Source organism: Mucilaginibacter sp. P2_D11, from assembly GCF_056404435.1.
In genome coordinates this window covers 277264-295140 of record NZ_JBFUEA010000002.1, presented here as the reverse complement: position 1 = coordinate 295140, position 17877 = coordinate 277264, and the positions used below count along the sequence as shown (strand labels likewise).

Sequence of the window (17877 nt, the reverse complement as noted above, 5' to 3'; positions counted from 1 at the left end):
CGAAGCAATCCCCGGTAAGCAGGTCCGATTAGCAGGGCGGCTCTACTTGCCGATGGTTGCCACGCTATCGCTCGCAATGGCGATGTGGTAAATTGAAAAAAATAAAAAACTTACCAGATCTTCACCCTTTTGGCAGGATCCAACCACATTTTATCGCCTTTTCTAATGCCGAAGGCTTCGTAAAACTCATCCACATCCGTAAAGGGACCATTCACGCGCATAAAGCCGGGCGAGTGCACGTCAGACATGAGCTGGCTCGCCAGTGCTTCGGGTCTATCGTGCCCGAGCCAACCCAGGGCGTATCCTAAAAAGTAGCGTTGCAGCGGCGTAAAGCCATTGATGGTTTTGCCATCTTTATATTGCTGTGTTTTTTTGAAGGCATCCAGGCCGATAACGATGCCGCCCAAATCCGCCATGTTTTCGCCGAGGGTAGCTTGGCCGTTTACGTGTTGGTCGCCAATTTTATAGCCGTTGAACTGGTCTACCAGCATCTGCGCGCGCCGGGTGAACCGGACCGAGTCGCGCGGTGTCCACCAGGTTTTAAGGTTACCTTGCTCGTCGTACTGGCGGCCCTGGTCGTCAAAACCATGGGTAATTTCGTGCCCGATAGTTGATGCTGCTGCGTAGCCGTAAACCACGGCATCATCTATATTCTCGTCCAGCGCGCCGGGTATCATAAAAATGGCTGCCGGCAGGGTAATGTCGTTGTTAGATGGGCTGTAACCGGCGTTATAGGTTTGCGGCGTCATAGACCATTCAGTGCGGTCTACCGGTTTGCCCAGCTTTTCTGCACCCAGTTTATGCAGGAAATTATGGGCGCGCATTACGTTTTGCACGTAAGATACCCTATCGATAGAAAGGTTGGTATAATCTCTCCAATGATCTGGGAAGCCAACTTTCGATACAACTTTCGCCAGTTTGCTATAGGCCCTGGTTTTGGTAGTATCGCTCATCCAGTCCAACTTCGCTATATGCTCTTTAAAGGTGCCGCGCATTGCCTCAACCAGGTTTACGTAACGCTCCTTGGTTTTCTCGGGGAAGTACTCTTTAACGAATATCTGGCCAAGCACTTCGCCCATCAGCCGGTTTTCGGTATCCAATACGCGTTTCCAGCGGGGTAGCTGCGCCTTGCTGCCATACAGGGCCGTGCCGAAGAAACGGAAGTTCTCCAAATCGAAAGCTTTGCTCAGGTAAGGGCTCTCATCTGTTACCAGGTTTTCTTTGAGGTAGTTTTTCCAATCGGCCAGGCTGAATTTGGTTAGCGCCTCGCTCAGGGCCTTATAATACTCCGGCTGACCTACGATAACGGTGTCGATGTTTTTGTAATCCATTTGCTCAAACGCATCCTTCCAGTTGATCGCAGGGGCAAGTTTGGTTAACTCGGCAACCGTCATCTTGTGGTAGTTGTCACGCGGTACGCGCAGATCTGCAAGTTTGCGCGAGTTCGTCGCCAGGAATTTCTCCAGTTCGTACGTTTTGTTAGCTGCTGCAGTTGCGGCGGTAGCGTCCAGGCCGATAAGCTTGTACAGGATGGGTAAGTGCTTCTGCTCATAATCTGTGCGGATATCCACGCTGTGCTTATCGCTGTTGAAATAGTAATCGCGGTCGGGCAGGCCAATGCCGGCCTGGTATAGCTGCAGGGCCATCTTGCTGCTGTTCATATCATCCTGCCCCACATAACTGCCGATGGGGGTTGATACGCCGATGTTGTTAAGGCGCGCAAATTCGGCCACCAATGTTTTGGTATCGCTTATTTTATCTATGCGGTCGAGCTCATCCTTAAGTGGTGTGATACCTTGTTTTTCTATATTCACAGTGTCCAGCCCGCTGTAGTAAAAATCGCCGATTTTTTGGATGTTGCTCCCTTTATCCGCATTGGCCTTTAGGGCATCCTCATTTATCTTTTTCAGTTTGTCGCGCAGGTCATCTATCACTACGTTGCCTATGCTCCATGATGAGTAAGCAGCGGGGATAGGATTTTCCTTCACCCACCTGCCGTTGGCGTATAAAAAGAAGTCATCTCCGGGTTTGGCGGTGGTATCTATGTTCTTGAAAACGCGGTCGTTTTCGGCGTAGAGTTTTGCCTGGTCGCCGCTGCCGTTTTTGCAGGCGCCCAAAAGCGATGCGGCAATGGCAAAAAGGGCCATAGCGCGGGTGTTTGTTTTTTTGATCATATTTTAGATGGTGTATGTAAAAAAATACAGGAGGTGTATGTAAAAACAGAAAATCAATGGCGGATAACTATACATAGTTAACATTATTTCATTTTAATAGCAATAGAAGAATCCCTGAAAAATTTATCTTAAATCAATTTAAACACAAAAGTTGTAAGGGTTTTGCGAGGTAGAAAATTGCATGTGTATTTATTTCATTTATTAAATATCTAATTATCAGTAAGTAATGTCATTTATTGTGTCAAATGAACAATTTGGAAATTCGACAAACACCATCTTTATGTTTAAACATGGGCCTCTAGCTTGTAAAAAACATGGCTTTAATTTTGTTGTAAACCAAACAGCCCTGCATCATCCTATAAAAAACATAAAAGCATCTACCTATGCAAAAACGTTTTCAGATGTTCAGGCTTAATTGAATTCTCAGTAGCCCAAGTTGAGATGATTTGTTCTTTTTTTTGGGTTTAATCAATAGTTTAAATTAATTAGGGGAAAAGGGAGCTTCCAAAAGGCTCTCTTTTTTTGTGCCTATAATTTTGCTATGCGTGCATAATACTTTAATTTAGGCTCACCAAAACACACCCATGCAGTTTGAACTTACCGAAGAACAATTGATGATACGCCAGGCCGCGCGCGATTTTGCGCAAACGGAACTAAAACCCGGCGTAATAGAGCGCGACGAGCACCAGAAATTCCCAGCCGAGCAGGTAAAGAAGCTGGGCGAGCTCGGGTTTTTAGGCATGATGGTGTCGCCCGAGTATGGCGGCAGCGGCATGGATGCCGTATCCTACAGCATTGTGATGGAGGAACTATCCAAAGTGGATGCATCGGCATCGGTAGTGGTATCGGTAAATAATTCGCTGGTTTGTTATGGGCTGGAGAAGTATGGCAGCGAAGAGCAGAAACAAAAGTATTTGATACCGCTGGCGCAGGGGCAAGTTATAGGTGCGTTTTGCCTTAGCGAACCTGAGGCCGGCTCCGATGCTACCTCGCAGCACACCACCGCCATAGATATGGGCGATCATTATCTGCTCAACGGCACCAAAAACTGGATAACTAACGGCAGCACGGCATCTACCTACATTGTTATGGCTCAAACCGATGCCTCCAAAAAACACCGCGGCATTAACGCGCTCATCGTAGAAAAAGGAATGGAGGGCTTCAGCGTTGGCCCCAAAGAAAATAAGATGGGCATCCGCGGCTCTGATACGCATTCGCTAATGTTTACCGATGTTAAGGTACCCAAGGAGAACCGTATTGGCGAAGAAGGGTTCGGCTTTAAGTTTGCCATGGCCACGCTGGAAGGCGGACGCATCGGCATCGCATCGCAGGCACTGGGGATAGCGGCGGGAGCTTACGAGCTATCAGTACAATACGCCAAAGACCGCAAGGCATTCGGCAAAACCCTGGCCGATTTGCAGGCCATCCAATTTAAACTGGTCGATATGGCTACCGAGATAGAAGCAGCCCGCCTGCTTTGCTACCGCGCGGCATGGCTAAAGGACAATCATTTGCCCTACGCACAGGCTGCATCTATGGCCAAGCTCTTCGCATCCGAAACCGCTATGCGCACAACCATAGAGGCCGTGCAGATACACGGCGGATACGGTTTTGTAAAAGAGTACCATGTAGAGCGGCTGATGCGCGATGCCAAAATAACGCAGATTTACGAGGGGACATCCGAAATTCAACGGATTGTCATTTCCCGCGAAGTTTTGAAATAGTTAGCTGCTTTTATTACTTTTGAAAAAGTATATCAAATTAGTAGACTATTTTATTCATGATAAAGAAAACCCTTCTTGGCGCGGCAGTTATTGCTTCGCTATCTAATATAGCTTCGGCACAAACTAAACTGGCTACCGGCGTATGGCGGGGCGCGCTAAAAACCGCGAGCGGCAACGAGATTCCCTTCAACTTTGAGGTTAGCGGCAGCGGCAAGCAGCAACTGGCCGTCATCAACAGCACCGAGCATTTACAGGTGCCTAATGTAACCGGCCTTGGCGATTCCGTATTCATCAAGATGCCTTTGTTCGATTCGGAATTTAAACTGAAGCAAACCGGCCAAACACTTAGCGGGCAATTTATCAAACACCTGGGCGTACGCGATGCCGCCATGGAATTTACCGCCACGGCTGCTACCCCTTATCGGTTTTTTAAGGATGGCGAAAAACTTGCCTTTGACGTGAGCGGCCGTTGGTCGGCTATATTTGGCGAGGGAGCGGAGCAGGACACTACGGTTGCCGAGCTTAAGCAAAGCGGCGCCAAAGTAACCGGTACCTTTTTAACCACCACCGGCGATTACCGCTTTTTGGAGGGCACCGTTGCCGGCAATCAGCTTTACCTAAGCTGCTTCGATGGCGGGCACGCCTTTTTGTTCACCGCAAAAATAAACGACGATAAAACCCTGACCGAGGGCAAATTCTTTTCGGGACTTACCGGCAAGGACGTGTGGACCGCAGTACGCAACGAGAACGCCAAATTGCCGGATGCGTACTCGCTGGCGGCCTTAAAACCCGGCTATAAAAAACTGGCTTTTAGCTTTAAGGACATTACCGGTAAAACCGTTTCATTGGATGACGAACGCTTTAAGAACAAAGTGGTTATCATCCAGATAATGGGTTCCTGGTGCCCCAATTGTATGGACGAGACCGCCTATATGGTAAACTACTATAAAAAATTCCATAAAAAAGGGGTTGAGGTTGTTGGCCTGGCCTACGAGCGCACTACCGATTTTGCCAAATCGCAAAAAACGGTAGCGCAGGTTAAAGACCGCTTCAACATCCCCTACCCGTTATTGATTACCGGCTATACCAGCAATAAAGACGAAACCGCCAAAAGCCTGCCCATGCTTACCAAAGTAGTGGGCTTCCCCACAACCATCATCATTGATAAAAGCGGCGATGTGCGTAAGATACACACCGGTTTCAGCGGGCCGGGCACCGGGCACTACTACACCGAGTTCATCAACGAGTTTGAGCAACTGACGGAAGACCTGCTGGCCGAAAAGATATAATGCCCGGCAAAACAAAAGGCGATAAAATGTACTTTTGATAGCATGCAGCAAACCCTCCATATCCTCAATGGCGATGCCACTTTAGCCGGTTTTGAGCAGGCGGATATAGCCGGCGATGTGATGATATGGCGCGAGGTGCTGTCTGAAGGGCCGGTTATGGCCAATGTAGCTTCGGCGGCATTTTGGCAACAGCGGGCCGATTGGATAAGCGAAACCTTCGGCGAAACGCCGGCGGGCTATCACGATAGCATGGTGGTACCGCTGGAAATGTTGAGCCGGCATTACGAAGAAATAAACCTGTGGTTCGAATTCGATTTGCATTGCCAGGTAAACCTGCTGGCAGCCATGATGCTGCTTAACCAGCAAACCAACTTGTCGGCGCCCGAAGTGTACCTGATAAGCCCCGCTGACTTCCCCGGTATAGAAAGCTTTAACGGTATGGGAGAATTGAACGGCGAACAACTGGATTACCTGTACGATAACATCCGCGTTCAACTAAGCGAATACGATTTTGCCCTTGCCACCGAAGCCTGGGCCCTGTATGTAGAGGGCGATGCAGCTAAACTGGAGGCCTGGCTTACCGAAACTACCTTTTGGGGCAATATGCCTAACCTTGAACCGGCTATGCGGGCACACCTGAAAAGGCTGCAATTTGACGCCGAAGGGCTAAACTATATCCACCGTAAACTACTGGGTATTTACAACGATGGCATCCGCAGCAAACCGGCCATCTACCAATCCTTCTGGCATGATGAAAAGATATACGGCATGGGCGATAGCCAGCTGGACATTTACCTGCAGCAATTAGCCGATAAGCAGCTCATCAGCCTTTAAAGCACAGATGCAGGTACCGTAACAGCCATTGGGGCTGTTCGTTCGCTTTCGTTCTTCAGCCTGTCTATAGCGGTTACTACGTAAAAATAAGTCTTTCCGGGCTGCACGGTGGTGTCCTGGTAAACGGTGTCTGTATTGTACTGTATATGCAGGATGTTGCGCGGGTCGCCCAGGTCGAATTTCTCGTTCACCTGGAAACGATAGATAACGTACCCGTAAACCGGCTCATTGTCGGCAGCAACCAGGGGCGCGCTCCATCGTAAAACGGCACTTTTCCGTTCCAGTCGTGCTGTAAAAGCCTGCGGCGTATTCGGCGGTACCGAATCCAACCAAAGCATAGGCGGCGGTAGCGCCGGGTAGCGGTAAAAATCTGTCCTCAGCGAATCGGTAAGGTGGTTGGCATTATTGGTGATAGACAAGGAGCGGAAGAAAACGCTACCCTGCGCCCGTGGGTTGGCGCGGATGAGCCTAATTTGGTTAGGTATCTCTGATGGGTTTTTGTAGGCGAGGCTGCGCGGCTCGTAAAAGCGGTACGGTGCCTGGCCTATGTACAAATGGCGGTTGTAAGTGTTATTGCTCCACCAATCCAGCAGTTTTTCGAATGCCGCCAGGCGGTAGCCTATGTGCCAGTACAGCTGCGGGTTTATATAATCTATCCAGCCTTCCTGCATCCATTTGCGGCTATCGGCAAAGTTTTCTATATATGATGAGCCGCCTGCTGTTTCAGAGCCATCCGGGTGCTGGCTTTTGTTGGCCCATATGCCAAATGGGCTTATGCCAAATTTCATGGTGGGCTTATATTTGTGTATGCTATCGCCCAGCATCTGTATCAGCTTATCCACATTATCGCGGCGCCAATCTTTTACGTTGTCGAAATCCTGGCCGTACTCGGCGTATGCCTCGGCATCGTTTATCACCTGCCCTTTTGCGGGGTAAGGATAAAAGTAGTCGTCCATATGTATGCCATCCACATCGTAGTTCTTCACTACATCAAGCACCACCTGCACAATATATTCGCGCACCTCGGGCAAGCCGGGGTTAAAAAGCTTTATGCCTTCGTAGGTAAAAAACCACTCGGGTTTGGTACGGGTGATGTGGTCCGGCGCCAGGGCATAAAATTTATTATCGAAAGTAGCACGGTAAGGGTTAAACCAGGCGTGCAGCTCCATACTGCGTTTATGGGCCTCGGTTATTGCAAATTGCAAGGGGTCATAATCGGGGGTTTCGCCTTGCTTGCCGGTGAGGTATTTAGACCAGGGCTCGCGGCTTTTGGCGTAGAAGGCATCGGCAGCGGGCCTCACCTGAAACATAATGGCATTGATGCCGGCCTGCTGGTGCGCGTTTAGCTGGTTTACCAGATCGCGCTGCTGGCTCTCTGCCGTACCGCGCGCGTTCTGCGGCCAATCCAAATTAGACACCGTGGCTATCCACACACCTCTAAACTCGCGCTTGGGCTGTGGGCGGAGAGAATCTGTTGCAACAACAGCCTGGGCAAGCGTACGCGCCGAAATCAACACAGAAAGAACGATAGCAAAAAAGTATTTATAACGTAGCATCAAGCCGGTATTTTATTAAAAGCTGCAAAGATATAAACTCATTACTAAGCCGTTTTATTATTAAGCATAATATTTGCTTCAATTTTATGTTTTAGTTATTTACCCGATTTTTAAAATCAGAAGCTAAAATTTATGTGGTTTAACAGATTTTTTTACCTTAGCACAAAATAAACCCCTATATTTAATCAACAACCACAGGTAAAACCCTAAGCTTATTAAATAGTTTAGGTTATATTAAACTTAACAATCGATTACGATGGAAAAAGAATACGGACAAGCACCTAAAAAAAATTCGAATGTAATTTACTTTTTGATTGCGGTAGTGGTAGCCTTATTGGGTACCGATGTGTACCTGTACATGCAAAAAAGCAAATCGGATACTAAGATAGTTTACCAGAACGACGAGAAAACCCGCCTGCAAACCGAGCTGGATAGTCTGGAAGCACAGATAGAACAAGTAAACGCCGGCCGCGCGCAAATGAGCACCGCCATGAAGGCCGAAAATGACGCATTGAGGGTGAAGATAAAAGTGCTTCGGCAGAAGCTGGCAAAAGGCAAGCTTACCGTAGCCGAGCTTGGCCGTGCACAGGAAGACGTGAAACAACTGCGTTATTTTGTGGCCAAATATACCGCCGAAAACGAGGAGCTTAAGAAAGAAAACACCAACCTTACTGTAGAACGAGATACATTGAAGACCAACCTGGCGACAGTCAGCGGCAAGGCAGCCGACCTGGAAAAGAAAAACCAGGAGCTGGATTCGCGGGTGAAGGAAGCGTCGGCCCTGAAGATTGGCGCAGCCGAGGTAATTGCGTATAAGATAAAGAACAGCGGCAAAGAGGTTGAAGAGAAGAAAGCCAAAAACGTACAGAAGATAAAGATAAGCTTTACCATTGCCGGTAATACAGTAGCCGAAAAAGGCCTGCACGATATTTACGTACGTGTTATAGACCCTACCGGAAACCTCATTACCCCGGCAGATAGCGGCACATTTACCGCTGATGCGCAGGATTTGCAATACACCTACAAAACCGCCATCGATTTTAAGGACGATGGCAGCACTTACCCTATCGATTGGCTGTACTCGCCGTTCCAAAAGGGTACTTACACGGTAATTTTATATGCCGATGGATTCACCATGGGCAAAGCATCGTTCACGCTGAAATAGGCTGGCATGCTCCAAAATATTGAAGAGGCTGTATCAACATCATGATACAGCCTCTTTTTTTGGGGACAGTTTTTGCCCTAGTATAGCACATCTTTTTCGCTGGCTTGTTGGCCCGCGTCCTTTTTATCAACCATTTCTATCGATACTTCGGTATCGATAAAATCTTCCTGCCTTTTTGAAGGAATAGGTGCCGCACCCACAATTCCGATACCCGTTAACGCCAATACGAGGAACAGCGCGAGGCTTATAAGCCTCAACAATCTCTTAAAACTTTTCATGCCGAAAATAATGCCATGGCCGGGCCATGCCGTGTAACAATTAAACTATACTAAAGGGGTAATGAGGGCGGAATACGCCATGCGAAGTTTTAGCCGTTACAGGCCGAAAGCGATAGGTGCCTCACAGGATAGGCAAACGTGTGTTTAAGAGCGGAAAACAGTGTACTTAAAAGCGCGTATCTGGCGGCAAATGCATTAGCCAAGATATGTTGGGAAATGTTTTTTGGCTTCGCGATAACCGCGGCCTCCAGCGGGTTATTGTGGATGCAAAGCAACGCCCGTTTGTAATGGATGGCGGCTTTAACATTAGCCTGCACAGCCGCCGCCAGCCCCGAAGTTGCCATTGTGCAATTAACGGCCGGACGACTAACATAGCCCGATATACAAAAGAAGCTCACCAGCAAAGCGGCAACAAGCATAGCTGCTTTAAGCCTCGCCTTTAAATGATATACTATGCTGCTTTGGTAAAACACAGCGTAAATATAGCACATGGTTTTAACAATCGGCGTGTTTGCCGCATTTACCCCCTAAGGTTGGCACAATAACGCTTTATTTATCAATTAATTGGCCGCACTTTTGTTAGATAAGCCGCGAAACCAAACTTGTTAATTATGAGCGGCATAACAGATACCCTTACAGCCGATGCGGAGATAAGGGAATTGATAGACGATAAAATTATAGCGGTTTACAACCGCGACGAAAAGGCGCTGTTGGCCAAATACGCACCCGGCGTAATAACTTTCGATATTGGGGCGCCTTTGCAAAATGAAAGCGGGATAGAAGCGCGCCTGGAAAAATGGTTTTCCGGGTATATGGGTCACATCAATCAGGAAGTTGCCGATGTGGAAGTAGCAGCAAACGGCGATATAGCTTACAGCCATTGCCTTATGCGTACCTGGGGCACAAGCGTAGAGGGCCGCGAGCTTGATATGTGGTACCGCGTAACTTCCTGCTACAAAAAGCTGGATGGCGATTGGCGCATTACCCACGAGCATCTTTCCGAACCGATAGATATGGAAAATGGCAAAGCGCTGTTTACCCTAAAACCATAATAACCAATTAAATAAAACACCATGTTAAAAGACTCAAAGGCGTTCAGCGGATTTTCGGTAAACGATGTAGACGCGGCAAAGCATTTTTATGGCGAAGTGCTGGGCCTGCAGGTTGATAAGAACGATGAGATGGGCGGATTGCTTACCATACATATAGCGGGTTCCAGCAATATCATCGCCTACCCCAAACCCAACCATGTGCCGGCTACGTTCACCATCCTAAACTTCCCGGTTAAAGACATTACGGCTACGGTAAAAGAACTAAAAGCACGCGGCGTGGTATTTGAAAGTTACGACAGCGAATACCTCAAAACCGACGAGGACAACATTTCGCGCGGCAATGGCGGGCCAAGCATAGCCTGGTTTAAAGATCCCGCAGGTAATTTCCTTTCGGTGATAGAAGAATAATCCGCCTTCGGATAAATTAATGGGGTGCATTGTTCAGCCCTCTGGTTACCAGGTCAAAGCGCTGTTTGCCAGAGGCCGGTCTGCCTTATCCCGAACGCAGGGCCAAAATTAATAGTGTGACGCCGGGCTGATGAATTGCTGCGCCGGGCGGTTATCCTCCTTGTACTTCTGCGGCAGGTCTGATTTGTGGTGTAGCGTGCCGTAGTATGATATCTCCAGCTCGCGCTCGCCCGAATCATTGATAGTGAGTTTGAAAATCATATCGTAATCATCTTCATCCAGTGCATCAAAGGGCATTTCGCTGCCAAATGCATCCAGCAGGGGCATCAGGGTATTAGAGTGCCCGATTATAAGTACGTTACTGCCACTGAAGTTTTTAAGTATGGTTGCAGCAAATGCTTTAAGGCTATCGCCATAAACCCGGGGTGGCACATGGGCCTGTGTAGCCAACGGGGTGGCGGTTTCGGCGGTGCGTTTATATTTGGTAACGTATATGGCTTTTATTTTTTCGCGCTTCAGGAATTTGGTAAGCGATACCGCGCGTTTTTGCCCGTCTAAAGTAAGGCCTGGATTATCGGGGTTCAGCGCGGTAGCAGGCTCTTTTTCTGCATGGCGCACCAGCCATATGGTAGTTTTTTGCGCAAATGCATTATAATTGCTAAGTAAAAAGCAAACAAACAGTACTCTTAAGGCTTTAGTTCTTAGCGATGCGTTTTTCATAGCGTAGATATGAGTTATAAGTAAAGGTATTTACAAATATATTGATATGAGGTTTTTAGATAAAGAATATTTAAAACACATCTGGAAAGTGCTGGTAGCCACATTCAGCGCTTTCGGCAGCGATAACGGCTTAAAACTAAGTGCATCGCTCGCCTACTATACCGTATTTTCGTTGGCGCCGCTGCTTATCCTCATCATATCATTAGCGGGCCTGGTTTTTGGGCACGATGCCGCCACCAACAGGCTTTATCCCGAAATTAAGCACTACGTAGGCGCATCTGCCGCCCTGCAGATACAGGATACCCTTAAAAACCTGGAGTTGAGCGGCAAAACAGGCGTGGCGGTAATAATAGGCACTTTAACCCTGCTCATTGGCGCGAGCAGTATCTTTTTAGAGATACAAGATTCGCTGAATATGATATGGCGGGTAAAGGCTAAGCCCAAAAAAGGCTGGGTAAAAATGCTGCAAAACCGTTTCCTCTCGTTCTCGCTCATCGTAAGCCTTGGGTTTTTGCTGATGGCATCGCTGGTAATCAACTTTTTGATGGATGCATTGAAAACGCAGATTACCAAATTTTTGCCCAGCATTACCAAACTGCTCATAGGCGGCATAAATCTGGGCATTACGCTCGTCGTTATCTCCGTGCTGTTCGGCATCATCTTTAAATTTTTGCCCGATGTAAAGATAAAATGGAAAGATGTGCGCTCCGGGGCATTCTTCACCGCTATATTATTTATGTTGGGCCAGTATATCATCAGCCTCTACATACAATACACGGCGCAGGGTTCGGCATACGGCGCCGCAGGTTCGCTCATTGTAATATTGGTTTGGATATATTATACGGCCGCTATTTTATACATCGGTGCCGAGTTTACCCAGGTGTACGCAGAAGCTATAGGCAGCCATATAGAGCCTGCCGATTACGCCGTACATGTGCAGCAAACCGAAGTAGAACGCACCGTGAAGCAATTACCCGCCCAAAATCCCGAGATAAAGGGCAATCTTGTTACATCAGCCACAGAGAAAAAAACTTAAAGCTTCATTTGTAGCCAAAGCGGCACTCATTTATGCACGGGATTAAGCCATACTTAGCTATTTACTACAAGGGCATTGTACATTAAATAAATAATGCTGTACATTTAGCTTCCAATTATAGGGTTCCTTGTCAGTAGCTAAATACATATTACAAAAAAGAACATTCTGGCTCACTGCGTTCATCTGCTGCTGTTACGTCTCGTCTATGGCACAATCCTTTTCGGTAGATAGCGGCCGCAGGAACGTATCCATCCCCTTCAGGGTTATCCGCAATATGGTGGTCATCAAAATGCGCATCAACGATAAAGGGCCTTACAACTTTATTTTGGATACCGGCGTAGGGTTGATGATCATGACCGACCCGACGATGATAGATTCGATAAAACTCGACTACCGGCGAACCCTAAAGATAACCGGCCTTGGCACCGATGGCGATTACGAAGCCATCATTACACCGCCTTTAAAACTCGACATCCCGGGGCTTTACAGCACCGGCATATCGGCGGCTATCTTGAAAAAAGATTATTTCAACCTCTCCAGCTACGTGGGCCTGCCTATACGCGGCCTGCTTGGCTGGGATTTTTTTAACAACCTGGCCGTGAAGGTTAATTTTTCTGATAGCACCTTAACCGTTTGCCGGCCTGCTGATTTGAAGGGCGTTAAAAAAAGCCAGCGCATACCCATCACCATCGAAGAAAAAAAACCCTATTTGGAAACCATAGTGGTTATGCCCGACGGGCGCCGGGTAAAGAACAAACTGGTGATAGACCTTGGCGCCGGCCACCCCCTATCGTTGGAGAACCTGCAAAAAACCAAGGGCATCCCCCCCAAATTTATCAAAGCCAACCTGGGCGTTGCGATTAATGGCCCCATAGATGGCGTTATAAGCCGCATAAAAGAAATTGAGCTGGGCAAATACAAAATAAAGGACGTAATTACCTCCTTTCCAGACACTACTGCTGATAACCGCCAGTACGCCATACAGCGCGATGGTAATATGGGCATTGGCATCCTGAAAAAATTCAACATCGTATTCGATTACAGCAATGGCTTTCTGTACCTAAAGCCCAACGAAACCTACAGCATCCCCTTTGAGCACGATATGAGCGGGATAGAGTATTTTTCTACGGGCGATAATCTGGATCACCTAATCATCAGTAGGGTAGAGCCGGGCTCGCCGGCAGATGAGATAGGGCTGGAGAAAAACGACGAGATCGTATCCATCAACTTTAAGCCGGTATCAAAAATGGGTACCGAAGAGGTAGATAACCTGCTAAAATCTAAAACCGACCGTAGCATACTACTCGAAGTTTATCACGATAAACGCTACGACAGAGTAATACTCACCCTAAGGCGAAGGATATAAGCCCCTTTGTAACAAGCCCGTTGCCCTATTGGCAATATTGCATAATATTTCATATTTTGGGCTTCGCTTTTTACTACTTAATTATTAAAAAAATCATGAATAAACCTTTACGGGCAGGCACCTACCTGCGCGTGGCCATTGTTGCCCTCGCCCTTGCCGCAGGCTCTTGCGCTACCAAAAAAAACGCCGCATCTACGGTAACCCTTAAAACCACAACTACGCCCGGCGGCACCACCACCACTACGGCAACCGTGGCCCCGCCAAAGAAAGAAGGCATCAAAAAATTCAGCGACCTGGTAGGCAAGGCAAAAGCCGATACCGGCCTTTTTACTACTTACAAGGTAGACGGAAAATATTACTTCGAGGTGCCCGATAGCCTGCTTAGCCGCGAAATGCTGATTGTAACCCGTTTCGTAAAAACCCCAACAGGCTTAAAATCATTCGGCCAACAATATGGTGGCGAAGAAGTGAACGAACAGGTTTGGAAATGGGAACGCCACGATAAGCAAATCTTCGTGCGTGTGCCCAGTTACTCGGTAAGAGCCGATAGCACCAGCGATATGTACCAATCGGTAAAAAACTCTAACCTTGATGCTGTGCTGGCTTCATTCGATATCAAGGCATATAATAAAGACACTACAGGCGTGCTGATAGATGTAACCGACATGTACAACGGCGACCTTGCGGCCATAAGCCTGCCCGATAATATCAAAAAACTGTATAAAGTAAGTGCGCTTGATAACACCCGCTCTTATATCGATACCATCAAAAGCTTCCCTATAAACGTAGAGGTACGCACGCTGAAAACCTTTCGCGCGGCCGAATCGCCTACCGATAACACCAATGGTGCGCTCACTTTTGAGTTGAACACTTCTATGCTGTTGCTGCCTAAAGTACCAATGAAAGCCCGTTTGATGGATGCGCGCGTTGGTTATTTTGGCCAATCGCAAACAGATTACGGTACTGGTGCCCAAAGGTCTGAAGTTACTGCGTATATACACCGCTGGAGGCTGGAACCTAAAGACGAAGCCGCTTATGCCCGCGGCGTACTGGTAGAGCCCAAGAAACAGATTGTTTATTACATAGACCCTGCCACCCCAAAAAAATGGGTACCCTACCTTATTGCCGGAATTAACGATTGGAACAAAGCCTTTGAAGCAGCCGGCTTTAAGAACGCCATTGTTGGCAAAGTTGCCCCTACCTTTAAAGAAGACCCGGAGTTTAGCACCGAAGATGCACGTTACAGTGTGCTGCGCTACTTTGCCTCTGATGTGCAAAATGCTTATGGCCCGCATATCTCCGATCCGCGCAGTGGCGAGATATTGGAGAGCCACGTAGGCTGGTATCACAACGTAATGAGCCTACTGCGCAACTGGTTCCTGATACAAACCGCAGCAGTAAACCCTAATGTGCGCAACCCGCAATTTACCGATGAACAAATGGGCGAATTAATACGCTTCGTATCATCGCACGAAATTGGGCACACCCTCGGCCTGCCGCACAACTTCGGCAGCAGCTATGCTTACAAGGTAGATTCATTGCGCTCTAAAACCTTTACCGCTACGCACGGCACGGCACCATCTATTATGGATTATGCCCGCTTCAACTACATAGCGCAACCCGGCGACGGTGTAACCCACCTGTACCCACAAATTGGCGAATACGACCTTTGGGCCATTAAATGGGGCTACAGCTACTTCGGCGGCGGCAAAACACCAAAACAGGAGAAAGAACTGTTGGATGTGTGGACTACGAAAAACGCCGGAAACCCGCTTTACTATTACGGCCGCCAGGGCACTTCTATAGACCCGCGCCTGCAAAACGAAGACCTGGGCGATAACGCCATGAAAGCAAGTATGTACGGTATTGCCAACCTGAAAAGGATATTGCCTAACCTGGAGAAATGGACCTATCAAAAAGGCGAGGATTTTGACGATGTGCAAACCCTTTACAACGAGGTAATAGGCCAGTATAACCGTTACATAGGCCATGTAACCATGAACGTTGGCGGCATGAATGAAAACTTCAAAACTTATGACCAAACAGGCCCGGTTTATGGTTTCGTGAGCAAAAGCCTGCAACGCGATGCCGTTGCTTTCCTTAACCAGCAGGTATTTAAAACGCCTACATGGCTCATCAACAATGCCGAATTGAGCAAATTTGATAACGGTGTGGTGATTGGCCGCATAAAAGCAGTGCAGGTAAATGCACTGGGTAATTTGCTCAACCCGTCGCGCCTGGCCCGTATGTTCGATAACGAAACGAAGAGCGGCGCATTGGCTTACACGGTTAGCGATTTGCTTACCGACCTGCGTCCCGGCATATTCCCTGCGGCTAAGCCCGACCAGTTCCAGCGCAACCTGCAGCGCGGATATGTAGATAATCTGAAAATGTTCTTAAATGTGGATGCCAGCCAAACTTTCCCCGGCTTTACATCGGCACAATTGGCAAGCTATGGCATTACGCCAATAAACATTGCTCTTTCAGATATTCGCCCAATGGTTAGGGCCGAATTGGCTAAGATAAGTGCTAGCCTCCCTAAGGGCGGCGATGCCTTGACAACGGCACACTACGCCGATTTGCGCCTGCGCATAAAAGAAGCGTTGTATCCAACAAAACCGGTTATCAACGTGGTTGGCGGTACCGTGAGCCGTTTTACTAACGACAGCAGCGATACGCAAATAGAATATTAAGATTAGATACCCCGGCCCATTATGGCCCAACAGTTATAAGCCCCTGCTATTTTTAGCGGGGGCTTATGTTTTTTACGATGCGGGCAAATGGATTATTTAAGCTGGCTGATATTTTCGAAGAAAGCGGTTTGCAGGTCGAGCAGCGAACGCACGCTCATGCTTTCGCCATACATATCAAAGCAAAGGAACTTCGCTTTAGAAATATCGCCCTCTTTGGCTTTTTCGAAAAAGTTGAACGTTTCGAAAAAGTAATGATTGGTGGTTTCCTTGTTTTTAAAATTGGTTTGCGACGCATTTAGCCTGAAGCCAATAGCATCCATCCACGCATGTACCCTTGCGTGGAGCGACTTAGTGATGTTATCCATAGGTTAAAGATTTATAATCTTTAACGAAAACGCACGAACAAAGGTTTTATGTTATAGCGAAACTCTTTTTAACATACGTTAACAATTGATGTGCATATGGCGGCATTTGGCGCTGGTGTAACGACATAAGAAAAATTATTTCTTTCTACGTCTCTTGAAACTTATTAACATCCCGCCCGTACAAAGATTACCAGTGTAAACGATATGAGAACAAAATATACTCTTTTTGCCATTTCGGTAATTTGCTTAACCAGCTTTGGGGCTTGTAAAAAAACCATTACCCCCGGCCCCGCCGGGGCAGATGGACAAACCGGAGCCACAGGCGCAACGGGTGCCACAGGCGCAACAGGGGCATCGGGCCCGCAAGGCCCCCAGGGTGCCACAGGCGCAAATGGGACTAACGGCGCAACAGGAGCTACAGGGGCAACAGGCCCCGCCGGGGCAACAGGCGCAACAGGCCCCGCCGGCCCAACAGGGGCTACGGGTGCTACAGGCCCGGCAGGGGCAACAGGTGCTACGGGCCCAGCCGGGCCCGCCGGCCCTACCGGGGCAACAGGTGCCACCGGCGCAACCGGGCCCGCGGGGGCAACAGGCGCAACAGGGCAAACCGGAGCTACGGGCGCAACAGGTGCACAAGGCCCGGCCGGTCCGCAAGGAGCAACTGGCGCTACGGGTGCCACAGGTGCACAAGGCCCGGCCGGGGCTACAGGAGCAACGGGTGCTACTGGTGCAACAGGGGCCGCCGGTGCCGATGGCAGTGCCAACGTTAGCAGCGTGCTGCTTACTAATAAAAGCGTAGTGCTTACCGGCTTTACGCAATTCAGCATACCGCAGATTACGCAGGATATAGTAGATAAAGGCGTGGTGCTGATGTTCTTCAGGATAACCGGCAGCAACAGCGGCTTTTTTGCCATGCCCTATGCCGAAGCTGGCCAAACGCTGGCGCTTTCTTCATATGGCGTAGGCTACGTAAGCGTAAAATCAAACTTTACAGCAAGCGGGTTAGATTTCAGGGTTGTAATTATGGCGGGTAGTTCGCTTACTACGCTGGGTACCACACATCCGGGCTTAAATCTCAGGAACTACAGCCAGGTGGCTGCTGCCCTGCACTTGTCTAATTAATATACAGGCTGCTATACAATTTTATACATCTTATTATCTTAGGCTCCGCTTTAACGGGGCCTTTGTTTTTATGCGTGTAACAATCCTATTATTTA

General features: G+C 48.2%; 16 protein-coding genes. 10 read left to right on the top strand and 6 right to left on the bottom strand.

Translation table 11 applies throughout. From position 1 onward, the window contains the following. Positions 1-110: 110 nt before the first annotated feature. Positions 111-2174 (bottom strand): M13 family metallopeptidase, encoded by a 2064-nt coding sequence (locus AC1DXC_RS04240; protein ID WP_477457892.1) that lies wholly within the window; start codon positions 2172-2174, stop codon positions 111-113. Positions 2175-2758: 584 nt separating this feature from the next. Between AC1DXC_RS04240 and AC1DXC_RS04235 the strand changes: the two genes are divergently transcribed. The 3 genes from AC1DXC_RS04235 to AC1DXC_RS04225 are packed head-to-tail and all read left to right on the top strand — an operon-like array spanning position 2759 to position 6021. Beyond that, on the top strand, positions 2759-3898 hold the full coding sequence (locus tag AC1DXC_RS04235) for an acyl-CoA dehydrogenase (RefSeq protein WP_477457891.1): 1140 nt from the start codon (positions 2759-2761) through the stop codon (positions 3896-3898). 56 nt (positions 3899-3954) lie between these two features. Beyond that, a complete protein-coding gene (locus AC1DXC_RS04230) occupies positions 3955-5187 on the top strand; it encodes a peroxiredoxin family protein (protein ID WP_477457890.1) in 1233 nt (410 codons plus the stop codon). A gap of 42 nt (positions 5188-5229) precedes the next feature. Then, entirely contained in the window at positions 5230-6021 is a 792-nt protein-coding gene (locus AC1DXC_RS04225) for a hypothetical protein (RefSeq protein ID WP_477457889.1), read from the top strand. Here AC1DXC_RS04225 and AC1DXC_RS04220 read toward each other — a convergent pair. Then, positions 6018-7577, bottom strand: a complete 1560-nt coding sequence (locus AC1DXC_RS04220; RefSeq protein ID WP_477457888.1) for a glycoside hydrolase family 10-like protein — start codon at positions 7575-7577, stop codon at positions 6018-6020. The genes AC1DXC_RS04225 and AC1DXC_RS04220 overlap by 4 nt on opposite strands. A gap of 256 nt (positions 7578-7833) precedes the next feature. Here AC1DXC_RS04220 and AC1DXC_RS04215 point away from each other — a divergent pair, with 256 nt between their 5' ends. Beyond that, complete coding sequence (locus AC1DXC_RS04215) at positions 7834-8742, top strand: hypothetical protein (RefSeq protein WP_477457887.1); 909 nt, start codon at positions 7834-7836, stop codon at positions 8740-8742. A 77-nt stretch (positions 8743-8819) separates the two neighbouring features. Here the strand turns inward: AC1DXC_RS04215 and AC1DXC_RS04210 are convergent, their stop codons facing one another. Then, positions 8820-9020: a hypothetical protein gene (locus tag AC1DXC_RS04210; RefSeq protein WP_477457886.1), complete on the bottom strand. Its 201-nt coding sequence runs from the start codon at positions 9018-9020 to the stop codon at positions 8820-8822. A gap of 89 nt (positions 9021-9109) precedes the next feature. Next, positions 9110-9511, bottom strand: coding sequence for a hypothetical protein (locus tag AC1DXC_RS04205; RefSeq protein ID WP_477457885.1), 402 nt, complete (start codon positions 9509-9511; stop codon positions 9110-9112). 120 nt (positions 9512-9631) lie between these two features. Between AC1DXC_RS04205 and AC1DXC_RS04200 the strand changes: the two genes are divergently transcribed. Both AC1DXC_RS04200 and AC1DXC_RS04195 read left to right on the top strand, forming a co-directional pair. Then, positions 9632-10072 carry a YybH family protein gene (locus tag AC1DXC_RS04200; protein WP_477457884.1) on the top strand — a complete coding sequence of 147 codons (441 nt, stop codon included), beginning with the start codon at positions 9632-9634 and terminating at the stop codon, positions 10070-10072. A 21-nt stretch (positions 10073-10093) separates the two neighbouring features. Beyond that, positions 10094-10480 (top strand): VOC family protein, encoded by a 387-nt coding sequence (locus AC1DXC_RS04195; RefSeq protein ID WP_477457883.1) that lies wholly within the window; start codon positions 10094-10096, stop codon positions 10478-10480. Between the two features lie 108 nt (positions 10481-10588). Here the strand turns inward: AC1DXC_RS04195 and AC1DXC_RS04190 are convergent, their stop codons facing one another. After that, positions 10589-11200 (bottom strand): SixA phosphatase family protein, encoded by a 612-nt coding sequence (locus AC1DXC_RS04190; protein WP_477457882.1) that lies wholly within the window; start codon positions 11198-11200, stop codon positions 10589-10591. 46 nt (positions 11201-11246) lie between these two features. Between AC1DXC_RS04190 and AC1DXC_RS04185 the strand changes: the two genes are divergently transcribed. From AC1DXC_RS04185 to AC1DXC_RS04175, 3 genes are all read left to right on the top strand, one after another. Further along, on the top strand, positions 11247-12236 hold the full coding sequence (locus AC1DXC_RS04185; RefSeq protein WP_477457881.1) for a YihY/virulence factor BrkB family protein: 990 nt from the start codon (positions 11247-11249) through the stop codon (positions 12234-12236). Positions 12237-12441: 205 nt separating this feature from the next. Further along, positions 12442-13602 carry a PDZ domain-containing protein gene (locus AC1DXC_RS04180; RefSeq protein ID WP_477457880.1) on the top strand — a complete coding sequence of 387 codons (1161 nt, stop codon included), beginning with the start codon at positions 12442-12444 and terminating at the stop codon, positions 13600-13602. 95 nt (positions 13603-13697) lie between these two features. Continuing rightward, positions 13698-16295, top strand: a complete 2598-nt coding sequence (locus AC1DXC_RS04175; protein WP_477457879.1) for a zinc-dependent metalloprotease — start codon at positions 13698-13700, stop codon at positions 16293-16295. A 92-nt stretch (positions 16296-16387) separates the two neighbouring features. Here AC1DXC_RS04175 and AC1DXC_RS04170 read toward each other — a convergent pair whose 3' ends face one another. Next, positions 16388-16660, bottom strand: coding sequence for a hypothetical protein (locus AC1DXC_RS04170; protein WP_477457878.1), 273 nt, complete (start codon positions 16658-16660; stop codon positions 16388-16390). A 204-nt stretch (positions 16661-16864) separates the two neighbouring features. Between AC1DXC_RS04170 and AC1DXC_RS04165 the strand changes: the two genes are divergently transcribed. Beyond that, positions 16865-17782: a hypothetical protein gene (locus AC1DXC_RS04165; protein WP_477457877.1), complete on the top strand. Its 918-nt coding sequence runs from the start codon at positions 16865-16867 to the stop codon at positions 17780-17782. The last annotated feature ends 95 nt before the right edge of the window (positions 17783-17877 follow it).

Bases quoted from the DNA above. Each gene is read 5' to 3' on its own strand.
- AC1DXC_RS04205 (WP_477457885.1), bottom strand. From the start codon at position 9,511: ATGTGCTATATTTACGCTGTGTTTTACCAAAGCAGCATAGTATATCAT.
- AC1DXC_RS04220 (WP_477457888.1), bottom strand. From the start codon at position 7,577: ATGCTACGTTATAAATACTTTTTTGCTATCGTTCTTTCTGTGTTGATT.
- AC1DXC_RS04190 (WP_477457882.1), bottom strand. From the start codon at position 11,200: ATGAAAAACGCATCGCTAAGAACTAAAGCCTTAAGAGTACTGTTTGTT.
- AC1DXC_RS04230 (WP_477457890.1), top strand. From the start codon at position 3,955: ATGATAAAGAAAACCCTTCTTGGCGCGGCAGTTATTGCTTCGCTATCT.
- AC1DXC_RS04180 (WP_477457880.1), top strand. From the start codon at position 12,442: ATGGCACAATCCTTTTCGGTAGATAGCGGCCGCAGGAACGTATCCATC.
- AC1DXC_RS04210 (WP_477457886.1), bottom strand. From the start codon at position 9,020: ATGAAAAGTTTTAAGAGATTGTTGAGGCTTATAAGCCTCGCGCTGTTC.
- AC1DXC_RS04200 (WP_477457884.1), top strand. From the start codon at position 9,632: ATGAGCGGCATAACAGATACCCTTACAGCCGATGCGGAGATAAGGGAA.
- AC1DXC_RS04165 (WP_477457877.1), top strand. From the start codon at position 16,865: ATGAGAACAAAATATACTCTTTTTGCCATTTCGGTAATTTGCTTAACC.
- AC1DXC_RS04240 (WP_477457892.1), bottom strand. From the start codon at position 2,174: ATGATCAAAAAAACAAACACCCGCGCTATGGCCCTTTTTGCCATTGCC.
- AC1DXC_RS04175 (WP_477457879.1), top strand. From the start codon at position 13,698: ATGAATAAACCTTTACGGGCAGGCACCTACCTGCGCGTGGCCATTGTT.
- AC1DXC_RS04225 (WP_477457889.1), top strand. From the start codon at position 5,230: ATGCAGCAAACCCTCCATATCCTCAATGGCGATGCCACTTTAGCCGGT.
- AC1DXC_RS04195 (WP_477457883.1), top strand. From the start codon at position 10,094: ATGTTAAAAGACTCAAAGGCGTTCAGCGGATTTTCGGTAAACGATGTA.
- AC1DXC_RS04235 (WP_477457891.1), top strand. From the start codon at position 2,759: ATGCAGTTTGAACTTACCGAAGAACAATTGATGATACGCCAGGCCGCG.
- AC1DXC_RS04215 (WP_477457887.1), top strand. From the start codon at position 7,834: ATGGAAAAAGAATACGGACAAGCACCTAAAAAAAATTCGAATGTAATT.
- AC1DXC_RS04185 (WP_477457881.1), top strand. From the start codon at position 11,247: ATGAGGTTTTTAGATAAAGAATATTTAAAACACATCTGGAAAGTGCTG.
- AC1DXC_RS04170 (WP_477457878.1), bottom strand. From the start codon at position 16,660: ATGGATAACATCACTAAGTCGCTCCACGCAAGGGTACATGCGTGGATG.